Here is a 15,322-nt window from a genome sequence, read left to right as displayed (position 1 = left end):
CTCAGGCCTGCGCCGCCGGCTTCTTGGCGCGCGCGCGCTTCGCCGGCGCCGGTGCGGGCTCGGCCGCCGGGGCGGGCTCCGTCGCCGGCGCGGCCGCCGTCACCGGCTCGGCCGGTGCCTGCTCGACCACCTCGACGGCGAGGTCGCCGTCGACCAGGCGCTGCGCCTCGTCCGCATCGACGTCCACGCCGACGACCAGGTCCTGCCCAGGCGCGCGGGAGAGCGTCGGGCCTTCCTGCCCGACGAGCATCTTGATCGTCTTCATGTGAAATCTCCTCGGCAAGCGGCAGGCGCGCCTGCGGCTTGCGGAAGAGGCGGGCCGCAATGGGCCCGCCTCCGATCGCCTGGCTGCCGATCAGGCGAGCTGCAGGTGCTTCACGGCGTTGGCGTCGATCAGCTTGCCGTCGTAGCGGATGATCCCCGCCATCCCGACCTTCGGCCAGAAGCGCTCGCGCACCGTGCCGATCAGCGGCGAGCCGACCTTGCGGACGGTGTAGCGGCTGTGATCGCCGAACAGCACCGCGCGGGCGCCGGTGGCGATCGCCGGCATGTCGTCGTTCACCGAGTAGGGCTTGCCGAGCAGGACGTCGGGCGCGTTGGCGCGCACGTCGCCCATCTGCCAGAGGAAGTTGCCCTGGCCGTCCTTCAGCTTGCGGATGACCGCCAGCGTGGTGTCGGCGAACTGCCAGCGGCAGAACGGGCTGCGGCGATAGGCCTGGTTGACCGAGTGCTGCAGGTCGATCAGCTCTTCGGCCGCGATCGCCGCGGCCGCGGCCGCCAGCTTGCCGCGCGGCGAGGCCGTCAGGATGCCGGTCGGCTCGTTCACGCCGGTACCGACGGTCAGCTTCGCGTTGCCGCCGCGGCCGAGACGCTCACCGAGCTTGCGCGCGATGAACTGCTCGAGGTTGAACTGCGAATCCTGCAGCAGCTCGAAGCTGATCTGCAGCCACGGCGTCGCGAACACGAAGGCGCTGAGCGTGGTGTTGCCGAACACCATGTCGCCCGAGCCGTCGTCGACCAGGTTGCCCGCCTCGGCGAGCGGCGCCGAGCCCTTGGTCGTGTCGTCGTTGGTCGGCACGTCGTAGGGGTTGCCCGAGCTGGTCACCATCTCGTCGGTGACGGTGGGGTCGTACATGGGGCCCCAATCACGCATGACCTCGACGATCGCGCCCGCCAGCGTGCGGGGCACGGTGAATCCGCCGGCGGCCGGCGTGCCGACGGTCTGGGCGCGGTTCTCGACGTAGCCGCCGCGGAGCGCCGAGCGCTGCTCGTTGCTGAGCTGCGACACGTCGCCGCCGACCGCGAGCATGCCGAAGAAGGCGTCACGGTACTCGGTCTGGATGCGCTCGGCGTCCTCGGCCGGCTCGCGGCCCTCGCCGTCATGACCGCGCACCTCGAGGTCGCGGCCGCCCGGGCGGCGCTGCTCGCGCAGCTCGAGGTCACGCGCCTCGGCACGCGCCATGCGCTCCTCGCGCTCGATCGACCGGTCGAGCGTGTCCAGCTCGCCCATGATCGTGTCGTGACGCGCCTCCAGCTCGGCGGTGCGCGCGGCGTCGGTGTTGGCGGTGACCTCGGCGAGCGCGGCGCGCGCCTGCGTGACGAGGGTCCCGCGCTGCTCGTGCAGCTGGGTCAAAGTGGGCATGAATGTCTCCGGGTTCCGGTTTCAGGGGAAGGCGTCGAGTTGAAGCGCCGACGCGCGCCTCGGGCTGGGCCCGGTGACTAGATCCCGCGCTCGAGCTGCGCCTGGCGCATGTGGCGCGCCGCTATGCGCGCGCTGGCGCCAGCGCGATTGTGGTCGCGGCGCTCGTCGCGGACACGCTCGAGGCTGCGCAGCGCGACCTCGGTGTCGCGGTAGGCGGGATAAGCGGTGTAGGTGATCTCGAAGAGGAGAGCCTCGAGGATCGTGCGCTCGGTCACGTCCTTGGTCTCGTCCCACTCCGACCGCACCGAGACGAAGCCGATCGACATGCCGGCGACGTCGCCGCGCTCGAGCTGCACGATCAGGTCGCGGCCGTCGCTGGTGTCGGGCAGCGGGTTCTCGAAGGCGAGCCCCTTCGCGTCCTCGCGCAGCGTCAGCGTGCCGGCGCCGAGGCGCCCGACGACGCGGCCGCTGTCGTGGCTGTGAAGCGCCAGCACGTCGCGCTCCTGGAGCGACTTCGTGAAGGCGCCAGGCGCAATCCGCTCGCGCCACATGCCGCCGATATCGGTCCAGGTGTCGAAAAGCGCGGCATAGCCGTGCCCGGTGCGGATCGCGCTGTCAGCCGCGGCGCGCAGCTCGAGCTGGGTGACGATCGCGCGCGTCTCGCGCTCGTTAGGCGTCGGTGCTGGCATCGGTCTCGTCCTTGGAGGCATCGGCGGGTGCCGGCTCGTCGTTGGCTGGGGGCTCGGGCTCGGTCGGCGGCTTGGTCGCGAGCACCGTGCCGAGCGGGACGGTCGCGCCCTGGATGTAGAGGCGGCCGCCCTCCCCGTTCGGGTCCGGCGGCCGGTTCTCGAGAGCGCGCGCCTCGTCGGGCATGAGCTGGCCGGTCTGGATTGCGCGGGCGAGACCCTCGATCCGGCTCTTGAAATCGCCGCGCTGCAGGCCGTCGAGGTTGTGCTTCACCTCGCGCGCGCGCCGGCGCTGGCCGAACAGCTTGAGATTGAGCTCCTGCTCGAAGATGACTGCCCAGTGCACCACCAGGTGCTTCACGAGCTGCAGATCCTGCTGCTCGGTGTTGGAGAACGTGCCCTTTGAGAGATCCTGCAGAAACACCGGCGGCAGCCCGTACAGGCGCGCGATCTCCTGGATCTGGAACAGCCGCGCCTCGGTCATCTGCCCCTTGTCGGGGTCGGTGCCGATCGGTTTGAGCGCGTGCCCGGGGGGCATGCCGAAGAAGGCGCGGCCAGCCTTGCGCGCCAGCTCGATCGCGCGCTGGATCTGCTCGGTGGCACGCTTGAGGCCGTCGGATCCCTGGGGCAGCGGACCCTCGAGCGCCATCGGCGGGATCCCGCCGCCCGCGAAGAAGCCGGCTGCATAGTTGGCCATCGCGATCGCCAGGCCGATCGCCTTGCGACCCATGTGGATCGGGCCGTAGGCGCTGAGCTGGTCGGGGCGCAGCGCGAAGGTGACGTCGATCACGTCGGCCGCGGCATATTCCTGGCCCTCGCAGCGATAGAAGCGCTTCCCGCCGCGGCGGATCACCGTCGTCGCGGTCGGATCCATCGGCCAGATCGCGACCGGGCGGACGCCCTGGCGCTCGATGTAGCTGACGCCGCGGCCGCCGGTGAAGACGCCGTGCCACATATACCGGCGCCAGTTGGCGCTGGTCCATTCCGGGTTCGGCGCCTCGTTGAGCAGCATCTGTAGCGCGCCGTCGACGCGCTCGGCCTCGCCGGCGCGATCGCGGAAGGCGTGAAGCGGCAGCGTCGCCATCATCCGCTCGAGGAAGTTGACTGCGTCGAACACGGCCGGGACCTCGAGCGCGCTCTCGACCGTGACGTGCGGCAGCTCGGCGCCGCCGCTGGTGATGCCGAGGAACTGCGCCCACTCGTCCCAGGTCGCGCCCGAGCTGATCGTGTCGGGGCGCTCGAAGGATCGCTGCTCGCGATCGGCGCCGAAAGGCCAGAGCCTCACGCTTCGCCCACCATGTCGAAGTCGGGGTCATCCCATGGGGAAGCCATCATCGTCTCTTCCTTCTGGGTGAGGGCGACGGCGATCGCGGCGATGAGCGCGACCGGGTTGTCGATCTTCGCCTCCGCGCGCGGCTTGCGCGGGTAGACGTTGTCCTTGGCGTCGAGCTGGGCGACGACGTTGGCGACCTGCCACTCCATGACGGGGCAGTTGCCGTGACGGATCAGCTCGGCGCGCATCCAGGCGTCGAGCTGTTTCATCGGGTCCGAGAAGTTGATCACGGTCGGCCGGACCTCGAGGACCGGCGCGCCATCCTTGACCAGGCGGTTGATCAGCATCGTCGCCTGGGCGGGGTCGTAGGCGATCGTCTGGACGTCGAAGATCTCGCGCAGCTCGCCGATCGCCAGCTCGATCTCTTCGAAGTCGGTGATGTTGCCTTCGTTGACGTCGAGCAGGCCGAGCGCGTCCCAGCCTTGGTAGGCGCTGACGTCCTCGACCGCCTTTGTCGGCAGGAAGTAGCGACCGAGCCGGATATACGGATCGGTCTTGGTCGGCCGCTCGCTGAGCGGCAGGATCAGCACCTCGACTGCGGCGATGTCGACCTTCGAGGCGAGGTCGAGGCTGACGATCGCGCGCCGGCCGCGCAGGCGCTCGAGCTGCTTCGCCTCGGCGAACAGCACCGGGATCCCGTCGTCGGCGCAGCGGCGCCAGGCCTCGATGTCGAAAAAGGCGGCCTTCGCCGCGACCCAGAGGTTGAGGTGCTTGGTCTTGAAGATGGCCCGCTTGCGCGGGGTGGCGACAGCGTCACGCTGGCGCGCCAGGAGGTACTCGAGGCCGACCGAGATCCCGATGTTTGGATTCGCCTTCCGGAGCGCCGCCTCGGTGCGCCAGTCGTCATCCTCGTCAATCGCGTACTCGGCGAAAAAGGTGTCGTCGTCGATCGGCGGGCCGCCGTTGTGGCCGATCCCGGCGAGCCGCTCGCGCTGCTCGAGGATCATCGCGTAGCACGGACCCGCCAGGTTCTCGCCGGCGGTGGTGATCAGCAGCTGGAGCGGCTGGTCGCGCGCGCCCATGCCGGTGATCATCGTGTCGACCTGGCCGTCGTCGACGTGCTCGTGATATTCGTCGTGGATCGAGCAGCTCGGCGACTGCCCGTCGCCGGGGTCGCCGATAATCGTTTCCATCCGCGACCCGTCGTCGGGTCGGTGCAGCTGCTTTGCGAGGATCTCGATCCCGAACTTCGCCTTCAGCGGCGGCAGCTTCTGCACCATTAGGCGCGCCGGCCGGAACACCTCCCAGGCCTGCTTCTCGTTGGTCGCGCCCGAGTAGACCTCGGCGCCGTGCTCGCCATCGGCACACAGCATGTAGAGCGCCAGGCCGGACGCGATCGCCGACTTGCCGTTCTTGCGCGGCACAACCAGGAGCCAACGCCGGAAGCGCCTGGTGCCCGCCTGGGTGCCGGCCTTGTGGAGCCAGCCGAAGACCAGGCAGAGGTTCCAGATCTGCCACGGCTCGAGCGTCAGCCGCTTCTTCTGTTTCGCCCAGGGCCCTTTGGTATGGGGCAGGCGTTCGATGAAGCGGCACGGTCGCCCGGCTTTCTCCTCGTCGAAGCGGTAGGGGAAGTCGTCGCCGGCGCTGCGGACCAGCTCGCCGATGAAGCGCTCGCACTGCAGGCGGATCTGCTTGCCCGCGGGGATCTTGCCCGCGACGACGTCGGCCGCGTAGCCGCGCGCGATCGCGGCATAGTCCCGCACCGGCACCCCGGCCGCCGTAGACACGGCTTAGAAGTCGTCGAACTCGCCCGGCGCGTCCTTCTTGCCGGTCGCGAGCTTCATGGCGGCCGACGGGCTGAGCATCAGCTCGCCGAGCAGCGACTGCGCCTGGCGCATCGCGTCCGACAGCATAGCGACCTCGGGCCGCGCGCGGATCATTTCGGTCACGACCTGCTCGCCGCCGACCTTCCGCACCGTCTTACTGGTGCAGGTGTCCCCCATCATCTCGAGCACCGCCTGGAAGCGCTGGATCTGCTCGAGCCGCATAGCGAGGAGCGCGACCACCTGGACGAACTGCGGCTCTGCGCGGTGCTGCGCGACCAGGATGTCGCCGATCTCGTTAAAGAGCCCGCGCGCGATGCTCGAGAGGTGCATCGGCGGGATCATCGCCTCGCCGGCGCCGATCGGCACCGGCACCTTCGCGCGCTCGGCGGCTGTCATCTTCAGCGCCGGCGACTGCCGTTTGCGACCCGACCCGGGGCGCGCTCCACCGCTCGCCATAGGTCGCCTCCCAAGGGTACATTTTGGTTTTGAAAAGGCGCGCGCGAGAATTTGGTTAGGCTGCGGTGTCCGGCAGCGCGGCGTCCGAGCGATCGACCCTCCCCCGCGGGGGGGGGGCAGGCCGGTCGAGGGGCGATCAGGCCCGCCGCGCGGCGTCCTCGGCCCGCGTCTTGGCCAGGTGGCACGGCGAGCAGAGGCCTTGCTTGTTCGCCCTGGTGTCGCTGCCGCCCGCGCTGAGCGGCACGATGTGGTCGACCTCCTCGGTCGGACTCTCGACCCCGCGCTTGAGGCAGGCGCGGCAGAGCGGCTCCTCGGCGACCACCTGCGCCCGCTCGCGCATGCCGGCGCGGCCGCGCTTGCGGCGGTCTGGTCGCCCCTCGGGCAGCGCCCAGGCCTTCCGCTTCGGCTTCACACCGCCGAGCACCGGCGGCTGCCATGCCATCGTCAGTCGACCTCTATCCCGAAGCCGCGCAGCTCCCGATCGACGGCAGCAATCTGCTCGTTGAGGTCAGCGTTCACGACGGCTCGCATCCCGTCGACGACGGCAGGACGCAGATCGGTGCGGTGGCCACCGAATTGGCTGCTCCCAATGATGTGAGCCGGGATCCAGCCGTTGTCTCGCAGGTCGATCAGCAGCGTGCGCTTTCGCTCGAGCGCGCTGACGAGGGCGAGGTCCGCGAGCTTCATGCGACCGCGATGTCCAAGGGGATCGAGGTCCAGGCCGCGTCGGGCGCCGAGCGCTGGTAGAACCGCACGTAGGTCTTCGAGCCGATGACGCGAATGCTCTCGCGGATCGCGAGCATGGCGCGCTTCCAGCGGTCGTCGTCAATCGCGACGCGCATCAGCATGAACAGCTCGGCGCGATTGATCTGGCCTTCCTTGTCGACCGAGAAGACCCGGTTGACGAGCGCGCGGATCTCAACGCCGCTGTCGGCTGCCCACTCGAGCAGGCATTCGTCGATGAGCGCCTTGGCTGCCTGCAGCTCGGGACCGAACTCGATCAGGTCGGCGACCTGGACCTGCAGCTTGCGGCAACCATCGAACGACGTGAGGGTAATGTTGCCCTTCGTGCCGCCGATCTTCGTGTCGAACTCCTGCGCGAGGATCGCCTGGAAGGCGCCGACGTGCTCGAAGGTGGCCGACTTGAAGCGGCGGATCCGCTCCGACAGCGCGATCGCGCCGTCGATCACGGTGCCGACCGTCTCATCCATCAGCAGATCGGTCGCCTTCACCGCGGCGAGCGGCACCAGCGCGCCCTTCGCGTCGCGGAGGTATGGCTCGCCGGCGACGTCAATCGCGCGAGGGTGGCTCTTCGGCTCGGTCACGCGACCGCTCCCGCCGCGATCGCGGCAACGACGGGCGTCGCCGGCGCATCGCCAGCGGACGGCAGCGCCGCGACCAGCTCGCGCAGCAGGCTGATCGGCACGCCGACCAGCGCGGTTTCGGCATGACCGGCGTTGAGCACGTCGGTCAGCTTCTGGCGGACGGTCGTCATCACCACAGCGCTCCATTCTTGAAGAGGCGCAGCGGCGGGTTCCGCGGCGCCGGCGCGCGCACCGCGGCGCGCAGGTCGCGACAGAAGAGGTGGATCAGCTCGTCCACGTCATCGATGTCGCGTTGTGAAGTGGCCAGCCGCGCGCGGTGGACTAGCTCATCGAAGCGTGGCGTGAACCGTTCGAGCTGGTCGGCCACATTCGGGCGCGGCTGGGGCGTCGCGCACTCGGCGCGGCGCAGCTGCAGCTGGGTCAGGGAGGCGGCGGACAGGGTCACGGGTGACCTCCGGAAACGACGCAGGCCGCACGCTCCGGGAGGTGTGGAGCGGGCGGCCTGCGGGCGCAGCTATGGCGGGGTCGTTTCTGCCGCTTACGTGACCGTTTTTCGCGGTGCCCTTGTGGGCCGTGCCCACAAGGGCACTCCAGCCATCAGCTCGGTCGTACCGCGGTCGACATAGCTCGGTTCGACTCTGCTACGGTAATCTTCAGCTCATAAAGCGTCCGGTCGTCTTCGTCGTTCAACTCGACGATCCAGACCTTATCAATCCAGAGTTCCGAGGCATGCCCCTTAATGAAGGCGCTCGCTGCTACCGCTAGCTCAAGACGAGCGTCCGCCAGACACGTCGCCTCAATCGGGCTCTTCTGGTAGAGGCGATCCTCGCCGCACCATCTCATGCTGAAGCGCGACATAAATTTTCCCACAGGGTCGGGCGAGGTTCCGCCGCTCGTAGGAACGCATATACCGAAAAGCTGCGTTAGAATATTATAGAATGTTATATTCCGTCGATTGGACGCCTTCGTCGGCTTACCGCCAGGTGTTCAAACCCGCGATTAGGATGGCGCGTGCGCGCCGGTCAGAAAGGCGCCACCGCCGGCCGGCGGCGGTCAGAGCCATATCGTCGACGATGATCGCGAGCAGCATCGCCGTATGCGGCGCGACCGCCGCGCGCCAAACGGTGTAGCTACGCTCGAGAAGCACGGCGCTGATCCGCTCGGCCGAAGCTGCGTCTGGCCCGCCGCCTGACCCTCGCGGCTCGAACCTTGCGGTGCGGACGGCGACATCGGCGATCGTGAGCTGGTGCGCGGCGTTGATGCGCTCGGCCGCTGCGAGCTGGTGCGTGTCGATCGCACCGGTGCGATGCAACCTTGCGAGACAACCTTCGCGCAGCGAGGCAAGCTTGTGCTTCTCGTGCGTCTCGGGCGTGCCCTCGGCCTTGTGCGACCAGCATTCGCGCAGAGCGACTGCTTCCTCGACGCCGGCAGCGAGCGCGATCGGCCGTACCACCTTCGTCTTCTTCCGCTTCGCGCTGACCTTGGCGCGCGGCCGCGGCGCGCCGAGCACCAGGTGCGCGACGCGCTGCTGCTCGCGCTCCGCTGGCGTCATCCCGTCCGCGCGCGCGGCGCCGCTACTGCTGCTGATCACCTGAACCCCCCACGGCTATCGCGGGCACATGCTCGAGGATCGCGACGAGCGACAGATGCTCTTGTGGGCACGGCTCGACCTCGATGTCGCGATCGACCTTCCAGCCTTCCTGGCGCAGCTTCTCCACGACGAGCTGCTCGAACAGCCCGGGCACGCTGATCGCGCGCTGCGAGCCGGGCACGCGATCAATCATCTTGAGCGTGGCGAGCTGGTGGACCAGCGCCTTCGCGCGTGTGCGGCCGACGCCAAGGCCGGCGGCGATATCGCCAATAGACGGGCTATGGCCTGTGCGGACCAGGTATGAGGTGATGAACGCCAAGGCTTGCGCGCGCCGGCCGGCTGGCTCCGCGCCGTCAGGGCAAATCGCTACTGAGACTCCCATGCACGCCACACTCCTACCTTCCAGAACATAGCAGGATCAGCGATGAAATGATAGGTCAGCAAGACAGACTGAGAGACATGGCTATTATTTTACTTGAGGGACCTTCGTGTAAAGGCGTGTCATTAGCCGCCGTCGCGGCATCAAGCGGGGTGGAGGATGGGCCTGATCAACCTACAATTCGTAGCCGAGGTAAACCGAAACGCCCGCGCGCTTTTCCGGATTGAGGAGGTCGAGAACGGTGACGTTTATGTGAAGCTTCGTTCGGGCCCGTTCGTCGGTATCGGAGATGATGCTCAGCGAGTGAAGCAGGAACGCTACTCGGTGCATTATGGGACAACCAGTCCGACGTATAGTACGCTTAAGTGCCGAACCGACTTGGAAGACGGAACTCAGCACATCAGCGTTGCTTTAACGGACGCAATTAAACGACAAAATGGCTTTTCATTGCTCTTTATGTATCGCGCCAACAATCTAGCTAGCAGCTACTTCGACCTTGGAAAAACCAAGATGAAGGTTATACGCACTGGCGCTTTCAATCCGGAAGCCAATACCCTCGTCCTCGGCGTCTTTGTAGGACACCCCGCCTTGACTTTCGACGTACCTTCGGGACAAGTGCTTATTGAAAGCGTTGTAACGAAGCATTTCAAGCTTGTGGTTGTTTGGCACTATCGACATTGCGCAGCCTCACCATTCTCAAGGAAGTATGAGACGATGACGACGGCGCCTGCCGACTCGCTCGACGAGGCGGCGCTGCGTCGAATGGCGGGTGAGAGTGTGGAAACGTGCCTCCAATGGTTCGAGGCGCTTTCTACGGAGCTGCTTGTAGACCTTCTCCTGACCTACCGGCACTTCGCCGCAGGTTATCCTGACGTCATCGCCGAGATCGATGAAGGTCTCGCGACGCTGGAAAGGTCGATCGTCCGGCTTGATAGCCAATTCTTTCGAGACCCTACCATCAGCAGCAACTGACCGCTTTACCGCGGCGGAGAAACCCTCCGCCACGGTGTTGAACATGCGAGCCGCAGGTCGAGCCTTTAGGGGCTCTAACATCTTCTATTTTTTCGCAGGTCATTCAGCTCAGGAGTGAACAGATGTACTGAACCAGCCCCTCTGTCCTCTCAGGTTTGTGCACCTGCAACCATTCAAGCAGGCGAACTGTATGAGACGTCTTTCTGTAAATATGTAGGTTACCCGTTAGCTCTTTAAATAGATCGTCCAGTAGGCTGGGCGCGTCGATTCTGAAAAGATCCGACTCCTCAGCATTGTCCGCAGCACGGTAGTTAGCGAAATTGCTGCTAATCCAAGCGTTGACTTGGGACTTGTCAGGAGGTGCGGAGTCCGTGTTTGTTGATGCGTAATCTTCCGATATTATGACGCTTATAGCGTCGGCATCAATAACAAAGTTTTCCAAGGTTCTTGCCGGAAGAAACCTAACACGACCTTGAAGATATCGTGAGAGATCATCAATTTCTCTTGATGATTTGCCCTCCCTGTCAAGATTAAAGACGCTTTGCCTCGGCAAGAGCGAAGATACGCTACCAAGGATACCATATATATCAAGCACTGCTTTGACGTCAGAGCCTTTTCTGAAAACGTCACCAGTAGCTCTTAGGCGAAGGAATTTGGTAGATACCAAGCTCAGCCCGGCCAGTCGAGCGATGATTGGGAAGGCGCCTACTTCAGTGGGCCCTTCGCACCAAACGACCCTGTCAACGGAGAATACGTCAGACAATTCACAGCCCAAGTCGAGCAAGATCTTCTCAATATCATTGAGCGATTGCCGATCTAGAACATCAATGCTTGTTCTTCCGTCGTACCACGACGTCGAGAGCAAAACCTCTGGGTCAATGACACTAATCAATTCTGGTGAATGTGTGGAGATGATATATTGATTGTCAGAATACTTGTTAAGGATCGCCATCAGCTTCTTCGCCGCCCCTGGATGCAAAAAGCTGTTTGGCTCATCTATAACTATAATGCTACCTGACCTCGCCATAGCGACATATAGAATACTCAGAACCTGGGCAACTCCGGTCCCTGATTCCTGCAGGAGGACGGCATAGTCGGCTCCGTCTTCTGAAGGAATGTTTTGCCACACGTAAACAGCGATCTCTGCGCCCAAAGGGCTCACCGCCACGTCGCGGATAGATGGGAAAACCTCACGGACGTGATGTTTAAATCGCTCCCACTTAGCAGGATTTCGGCTCATTGTGGCTAAAACAGCAGGCAGGTTCCTAGCTGACGGATCCAGGTGCGCGGTTTCCGAAGTAGTGCAAGATCCGATTTTGAGACGCTCGGGATCGAACACGTATATGCTTTCTGCACGCAGGTTTTCGACCAGTCCTGGCAGACCATCTGTATGCACCTGGTTAGCCGCGACAAAGCGGTCGGTCGTAAAATCGTATTGGACAAGCCTCGATTGATGAGCAATTGATGCGCCGAATAGGTTGTGCGATGGGCTTTGGAGTGCAGAGAAACCTGAGCCAGGAGCCGCGATGGCCTGAACTGATATGGTGATAGCATCCTTGTTGAAAAAGTGCTCAATAAATTCATTTTGATCTACTGGATCTGGCGTGGGAATAAATATAGTTCGGCTATCTTTTATAATTTTATCTCGAAGCTCAGATCCGCTCACTTTGAATCTGACCTGGAATAATGAACCGGAGTTGGGAGGCCACGCCGGTAGTTTCGGCCCCCTATACAGGTTCGGCTGGTTATCATTGAACCGAAAGCTTTGAAGAAACGCAGTTTTACCGCTATTGTTCTGACCCACTAAAACATTTTTTGTCGGGCTCAGCTTTATCCAACCTGTATCGTGAAGTGATTTGAAGTTCTGAATTCTTATACTGTTAATCTTCATATGATTTACCCATCCCCACTTTTGCGGATCGTGGCGGAGGATCCCTCCGCCGCGATCAGCCCAGTGCCGCGGAAATGCGCGCCCGGTTGTCGAGGAAAGGCGCGCGATACCCATACGAATACCCGCTTCGACGCTCCTACTTCGCCTGCGCTTCAAGCCTGTCCGCCTCAGCCTCCAAGTTGGCGACAAGCGAGTCTACGGTGTTGACCTGCATCTGAGCAGGCCCGTTGGCGCTGCTCGATGAGCCCTGCGCTGCAATGAACGCGAAGAGCGCTAGAAGGACCACCGCTAAGCCGACCCAAAGGTAAACGGTCGCGGTCTTCCGCTTGCTAGCCTCCTCCTCCGTCTCGACCCTTGGCGCATAGCCGGTAAGGTGGCGCGGCTTTTCCGATGCTGAGTTCACCTCAGCATCGTTGTCGGATTCACTGACATGCGGTGCCTGCGGAACGGCGACCCCCTCAGCGTACCCGCGCGTGGCCATGGAGCCGAAGCCGTGCAAGACAGCCCCACCGATGAAGAGGGCTCCGCCCGCCTGCAAAACCATGATTTGTAGTTGAGCTTTCGCGAGGTTGAAAACATCCGCCGATCCGGTCGTGATGCTCTGCCCAATGGACGCTAGGTACTCAGTTTGCGGCGTGGTTACCGTGTTAGGCATTAGAAAAGATACACATAGGAGCAGCAACCCTATCGCTATCAAGCCAGTGCCAATGCCCTTCATAACTCCCCCCTCCCTTGCCGCCTCAGTCAAGCACCCCATTCGGAGCCGTCTCGTCGGGCCAGAAACCATCTTCGGCTGGCTGCGACGACGCCGCTTCTACCGCAGACTGCCCTGGTAGGCTCGGTCGACCGCCCCCGATCCGGATGCGAATGAACGCGGCGGCGCTTTCGAGCCCCTGGAAAATGGCCGAAATCTCTTCACCGTCGCGGATCTTGGCTCCTATCCAGGGGGCCCGCTCGGCCGTCAGATAGCCGACCTGGATCCCGCTGGAGCTGAACACAGCCACTGCGTGGGGGTCATGCGGGTTCTTTGGCTCAGGGCGCAGCTCAATGTCGGCCCCCTCATCAAGCAGTAGCAGCTCGGAACGCCGGTTGGTTCGCGAGCGATCAGCATTGGGGTAATCTATGCCGACGACGGCGAGGGTCAGCTCTCGCGCCACCGCTTAACTGCCGATCGCCGATGCTTCTAGCGCCACCGGCACCGCGAGGTAATTTTCGCCTGCCTCTTCATCGTAGGATGCCAGGGCCATGCGCGCCGCGTCGTCGATTGCTTCGCCGGCCGAGCAGCGCCATGTCGACCGAGGCTCGCCAAACACCGTGATGCGATACCGCTGCCCGCTCACGCGATGATCTCAGAGCCGCTTGATGATGTGAGAGACCCGCCCCACTACGTTTATCTCGTCCGGGTGAGCCTTGTCGGGTGGCACGCGATCGTTGTCGGACAGGATCGTCACCGTCTCGCCTCGGATGCGCAGACGCTTCATCATCGCGATGTCGCCGATAGTGAACGCCCAAATCGCATCCTGATCCTTCACAGATCGGTCGGACCTGTCGATCAGCACGATGTCATCGTCCTCGATCGTAGGCGACATCGAATTACCGCGCCCGCGCGCCCAGGTCAGGGCGGCCGGCGGCGTGCGTGTCATCGCCTCGATCCACTGCCGAGGGAAGTGCATGACCTCGACGCTCACGTGGCCGTCAGCGAAGGTCCCGCCCATGCCATAGGCTAGGTCGATTGAAGCGACGGGCACCAAGTCGAGCATCTCCGCCATCTGCGCCGCGCTCGGCGCGGGCGGTGCATCAGACGCGGGATCGTTCGTTTCGCCAGCTAGGTACTGGGGCGTAGTATCCAGCTCACGCGCGATCTTATGCAGCGACGTGGTGCTGCGAGATCCGCCCGTTACCAGCTTATGAATCGCCTGCTGCGAGATCCCGACACGACGTGCCAGCTCGGCTTGCGAGATGCCGACAATAGCGAGTTGTGAGAGCAGGCGTTCGGGCACAATCATCGTTGCGACCCTACAACTGCAGTAATCGACAACCACGCAAAGAATGGTTGTTGACGCGAGACAACCGCAGATGTAGCACCATCATCCATGGATGATGCAACCCCACAGGAAGCGCTTCGCGAAGCGGTCGAGCGAGCCGGCGGGCAATCTGCTACCGCTCGCCTGGTTGGCGTCTCGCAAACCGCCGTGTGGAAGTGGATCACCGAGGCCAAGGTCCTCCCCGCCGAGCACGTCCTCGCGGTTGAGCGCGCGACAGGCGTCAGCCGGCATCTTCTTCGTCCCGACATCTACCCTCTGGAAGAGGTGGGACGTGTCAACGGTGCGCCGCAATGACGCCCTTGCCCTTAATTGTTCCCCCCTTCGACCGCTCGCAGACCGGTCGATCGTCGGCCAACTCCCCCGGCGCCTGTTCAGTCTGCGGATCCACCACTGCCACCCTCGGCGCCGGTCGTCTGCCGCGATCGGGGCCACTTTTCGGAGCAACCCTGTGACCCAGCCTGGCGCCACTACAACGCTCGAGGCCGCGCTTTTCCGCATTGTCGGGCAGATCGGCGTCGCAACGGCTGCCGAGGTGGCTGGTCTGCGTGCCGAGCAACTGCTCGCATCGTGTGACCCGAACCGCGGCGAGCGGCTCAAGATGCCTGCGGCTATGAGGCTCGACCTCTACTGCGAAGGTGCCGAGAGCGCTCTGTTCCCGCTTTCCACACTCGTCCTTGAGGCCGAGCTCGGCGTGCTAAAGGCCAGGCTGCGCGGCATACCACCGACCTGCGCGGTGGCCGCATGACGAAGGTTCGCGCGCCCCTCACCATTGAGAATGCCCTTTTCCGCGTCCTGGGCGAGATTGGCATCGAGATTGCTGCCGAGGTCACCGGCCGCGGCGCCGACTATCTCCGCGCGCTCAGCGATCCCGACCGCCGCGAGCGGCTGACGATCGAGGACGCGATTAAGCTTGACCTGCACCACCGCGCTACCGGCGGGGTCGGCTTCCCCATTTTCGAGACCTACGGCCGTATCGTCGAAAGCTCCGCCGCCGAGCGGTTCGCGGATGCCGCGGCGATCGGCGCGGTGACGATCGACCTGGCCAAGGAGTCGGGCGAGGCTCTCGCCGCCTCGATTGCCGCGGCGCAGCCAGGCGCCGACGTCCGGACGCTCGAGACTGCGCTGCGCGAGCTCGAGCAGGCCGACGAGGCCACCTCCACTGCCATCACCACCATTCGCCAGGCCGTGTCCCGCATCCGCGACGGGCCGCCTGCGCAGCCGGGCTGAGCTCGCCCT

General features: G+C 64.4%; 23 protein-coding genes. 4 read left to right on the top strand and 19 right to left on the bottom strand.

Annotated features, from left to right (window positions below; genetic code table 11):
• Position 1: 1 nt before the first annotated feature.
• The 14 genes from EV292_RS22925 to EV292_RS16105 all read right to left on the bottom strand — a co-directional run bounded on the left by EV292_RS22925 (position 2) and on the right by EV292_RS16105 (position 9,118).
• Positions 2-265, bottom strand: a complete 264-nt coding sequence (locus EV292_RS22925; RefSeq protein ID WP_207913448.1) for a hypothetical protein — start codon at positions 263-265, stop codon at positions 2-4.
• Between the two features lie 90 nt (positions 266-355).
• Positions 356-1,642, bottom strand: a complete 1,287-nt coding sequence (locus EV292_RS16160) for a phage major capsid protein (protein WP_132910268.1) — start codon at positions 1,640-1,642, stop codon at positions 356-358.
• A gap of 77 nt (positions 1,643-1,719) precedes the next feature.
• Positions 1,720-2,331, bottom strand: a complete 612-nt coding sequence (locus EV292_RS16155) for an HK97 family phage prohead protease (RefSeq protein WP_132910267.1) — start codon at positions 2,329-2,331, stop codon at positions 1,720-1,722.
• Positions 2,312-3,613 (bottom strand): phage portal protein, encoded by a 1,302-nt coding sequence (locus EV292_RS16150; RefSeq protein ID WP_132910266.1) that lies wholly within the window; start codon positions 3,611-3,613, stop codon positions 2,312-2,314. Before EV292_RS16150 ends, EV292_RS16155 begins: the two co-directional genes overlap by 20 nt.
• The gene (locus EV292_RS16145) at positions 3,610-5,388 is read right to left on the bottom strand and encodes a terminase TerL endonuclease subunit (RefSeq protein ID WP_243693816.1); all 1,779 of its coding nucleotides are present in this window, start codon (positions 5,386-5,388) and stop codon (positions 3,610-3,612) included. Before EV292_RS16145 ends, EV292_RS16150 begins: the two co-directional genes overlap by 4 nt.
• 3 nt (positions 5,389-5,391) lie before the next feature.
• The gene (locus EV292_RS16140; RefSeq protein ID WP_243693815.1) at positions 5,392-5,823 is read right to left on the bottom strand and encodes a P27 family phage terminase small subunit; all 432 of its coding nucleotides are present in this window, start codon (positions 5,821-5,823) and stop codon (positions 5,392-5,394) included.
• Between the two features lie 196 nt (positions 5,824-6,019).
• Positions 6,020-6,325, bottom strand: a complete 306-nt coding sequence (locus EV292_RS16135; protein WP_132910264.1) for an HNH endonuclease signature motif containing protein — start codon at positions 6,323-6,325, stop codon at positions 6,020-6,022.
• 2 nt (positions 6,326-6,327) lie between these two features.
• Positions 6,328-6,570: a hypothetical protein gene (locus EV292_RS16130; RefSeq protein WP_132910263.1), complete on the bottom strand. Its 243-nt coding sequence runs from the start codon at positions 6,568-6,570 to the stop codon at positions 6,328-6,330.
• Complete coding sequence (locus tag EV292_RS16125; RefSeq protein WP_243693814.1) at positions 6,567-7,208, bottom strand: DUF3164 family protein; 642 nt, start codon at positions 7,206-7,208, stop codon at positions 6,567-6,569. Before EV292_RS16125 ends, EV292_RS16130 begins: the two co-directional genes overlap by 4 nt.
• Positions 7,205-7,381, bottom strand: coding sequence for a hypothetical protein (locus EV292_RS23155; protein WP_243693813.1), 177 nt, complete (start codon positions 7,379-7,381; stop codon positions 7,205-7,207). The genes EV292_RS16125 and EV292_RS23155 overlap by 4 nt, the downstream gene beginning before the upstream one ends.
• Positions 7,378-7,653, bottom strand: coding sequence for a hypothetical protein (locus EV292_RS16120; protein WP_132910261.1), 276 nt, complete (start codon positions 7,651-7,653; stop codon positions 7,378-7,380). Before EV292_RS16120 ends, EV292_RS23155 begins: the two co-directional genes overlap by 4 nt.
• 152 nt (positions 7,654-7,805) lie before the next feature.
• On the bottom strand, positions 7,806-8,066 hold the full coding sequence (locus EV292_RS16115; RefSeq protein WP_132910260.1) for a hypothetical protein: 261 nt from the start codon (positions 8,064-8,066) through the stop codon (positions 7,806-7,808).
• Positions 8,067-8,181: 115 nt separating this feature from the next.
• Positions 8,182-8,718: a hypothetical protein gene (locus tag EV292_RS16110; RefSeq protein WP_132910259.1), complete on the bottom strand. Its 537-nt coding sequence runs from the start codon at positions 8,716-8,718 to the stop codon at positions 8,182-8,184.
• A 64-nt stretch (positions 8,719-8,782) separates the two neighbouring features.
• Positions 8,783-9,118 (bottom strand): hypothetical protein, encoded by a 336-nt coding sequence (locus tag EV292_RS16105; protein ID WP_132910258.1) that lies wholly within the window; start codon positions 9,116-9,118, stop codon positions 8,783-8,785.
• A 219-nt stretch (positions 9,119-9,337) separates the two neighbouring features.
• Here EV292_RS16105 and EV292_RS16100 point away from each other — a divergent pair, with 219 nt between their 5' ends.
• Positions 9,338-10,150 (top strand): hypothetical protein, encoded by an 813-nt coding sequence (locus tag EV292_RS16100; protein ID WP_132910257.1) that lies wholly within the window; start codon positions 9,338-9,340, stop codon positions 10,148-10,150.
• Between the two features lie 103 nt (positions 10,151-10,253).
• Here EV292_RS16100 and EV292_RS16095 read toward each other — a convergent pair whose 3' ends face one another.
• The 5 genes from EV292_RS16095 to EV292_RS16075 form a co-directional block, all read right to left on the bottom strand.
• Complete coding sequence (locus tag EV292_RS16095) at positions 10,254-12,041, bottom strand: AAA family ATPase (RefSeq protein ID WP_165927150.1); 1,788 nt, start codon at positions 12,039-12,041, stop codon at positions 10,254-10,256.
• 136 nt (positions 12,042-12,177) lie between these two features.
• The gene (locus EV292_RS16090; protein ID WP_132910255.1) at positions 12,178-12,759 is read right to left on the bottom strand and encodes a hypothetical protein; all 582 of its coding nucleotides are present in this window, start codon (positions 12,757-12,759) and stop codon (positions 12,178-12,180) included.
• A gap of 22 nt (positions 12,760-12,781) precedes the next feature.
• Complete coding sequence (locus EV292_RS16085; protein WP_132910254.1) at positions 12,782-13,198, bottom strand: HIRAN domain-containing protein; 417 nt, start codon at positions 13,196-13,198, stop codon at positions 12,782-12,784.
• 3 nt (positions 13,199-13,201) lie between these two features.
• Positions 13,202-13,381 (bottom strand): hypothetical protein, encoded by a 180-nt coding sequence (locus EV292_RS16080; RefSeq protein ID WP_132910253.1) that lies wholly within the window; start codon positions 13,379-13,381, stop codon positions 13,202-13,204.
• A 9-nt stretch (positions 13,382-13,390) separates the two neighbouring features.
• Positions 13,391-14,047, bottom strand: a complete 657-nt coding sequence (locus tag EV292_RS16075; RefSeq protein ID WP_132910252.1) for a S24 family peptidase — start codon at positions 14,045-14,047, stop codon at positions 13,391-13,393.
• A gap of 87 nt (positions 14,048-14,134) precedes the next feature.
• Between EV292_RS16075 and EV292_RS16070 the strand changes: the two genes are divergently transcribed.
• From EV292_RS16070 to EV292_RS16060, 3 genes are all read left to right on the top strand, one after another.
• Positions 14,135-14,380, top strand: coding sequence for a YdaS family helix-turn-helix protein (locus tag EV292_RS16070; protein ID WP_132910251.1), 246 nt, complete (start codon positions 14,135-14,137; stop codon positions 14,378-14,380).
• 154 nt (positions 14,381-14,534) lie between these two features.
• On the top strand, positions 14,535-14,831 hold the full coding sequence (locus EV292_RS16065; RefSeq protein WP_132910250.1) for a hypothetical protein: 297 nt from the start codon (positions 14,535-14,537) through the stop codon (positions 14,829-14,831).
• Entirely contained in the window at positions 14,828-15,313 is a 486-nt protein-coding gene (locus EV292_RS16060) for a hypothetical protein (RefSeq protein WP_132910249.1), read from the top strand. The genes EV292_RS16065 and EV292_RS16060 overlap by 4 nt, the downstream gene beginning before the upstream one ends.
• Positions 15,314-15,322 lie beyond the last annotated feature (9 nt).

The organism is Sphingomonas sp. BK235, assembly GCF_004345855.1.
Taxonomy (GTDB): Bacteria; Pseudomonadota; Alphaproteobacteria; order Sphingomonadales; family Sphingomonadaceae; genus Sphingomonas.
Note: the sequence above shows the minus strand (reverse complement) of the source record. Positions and strands in the feature narration are given on the sequence as shown.

Bases quoted from the DNA above. Each gene is read 5' to 3' on its own strand.
- EV292_RS16075 (WP_132910252.1), bottom strand. From the start codon at position 14,047: ATGATTGTGCCCGAACGCCTGCTCTCACAACTCGCTATTGTCGGCATC.
- EV292_RS16155 (WP_132910267.1), bottom strand. From the start codon at position 2,331: ATGCCAGCACCGACGCCTAACGAGCGCGAGACGCGCGCGATCGTCACC.
- EV292_RS16130 (WP_132910263.1), bottom strand. From the start codon at position 6,570: ATGAAGCTCGCGGACCTCGCCCTCGTCAGCGCGCTCGAGCGAAAGCGC.
- EV292_RS16140 (WP_243693815.1), bottom strand. From the start codon at position 5,823: ATGACAGCCGCCGAGCGCGCGAAGGTGCCGGTGCCGATCGGCGCCGGC.
- EV292_RS16135 (WP_132910264.1), bottom strand. From the start codon at position 6,325: ATGGCATGGCAGCCGCCGGTGCTCGGCGGTGTGAAGCCGAAGCGGAAG.
- EV292_RS16115 (WP_132910260.1), bottom strand. From the start codon at position 8,066: ATGTCGCGCTTCAGCATGAGATGGTGCGGCGAGGATCGCCTCTACCAG.
- EV292_RS22925 (WP_207913448.1), bottom strand. From the start codon at position 265: ATGAAGACGATCAAGATGCTCGTCGGGCAGGAAGGCCCGACGCTCTCC.
- EV292_RS16060 (WP_132910249.1), top strand. From the start codon at position 14,828: ATGACGAAGGTTCGCGCGCCCCTCACCATTGAGAATGCCCTTTTCCGC.
- EV292_RS16090 (WP_132910255.1), bottom strand. From the start codon at position 12,759: ATGAAGGGCATTGGCACTGGCTTGATAGCGATAGGGTTGCTGCTCCTA.
- EV292_RS16100 (WP_132910257.1), top strand. From the start codon at position 9,338: ATGGGCCTGATCAACCTACAATTCGTAGCCGAGGTAAACCGAAACGCC.
- EV292_RS16095 (WP_165927150.1), bottom strand. From the start codon at position 12,041: ATGAAGATTAACAGTATAAGAATTCAGAACTTCAAATCACTTCACGAT.
- EV292_RS16070 (WP_132910251.1), top strand. From the start codon at position 14,135: ATGGATGATGCAACCCCACAGGAAGCGCTTCGCGAAGCGGTCGAGCGA.
- EV292_RS16160 (WP_132910268.1), bottom strand. From the start codon at position 1,642: ATGCCCACTTTGACCCAGCTGCACGAGCAGCGCGGGACCCTCGTCACG.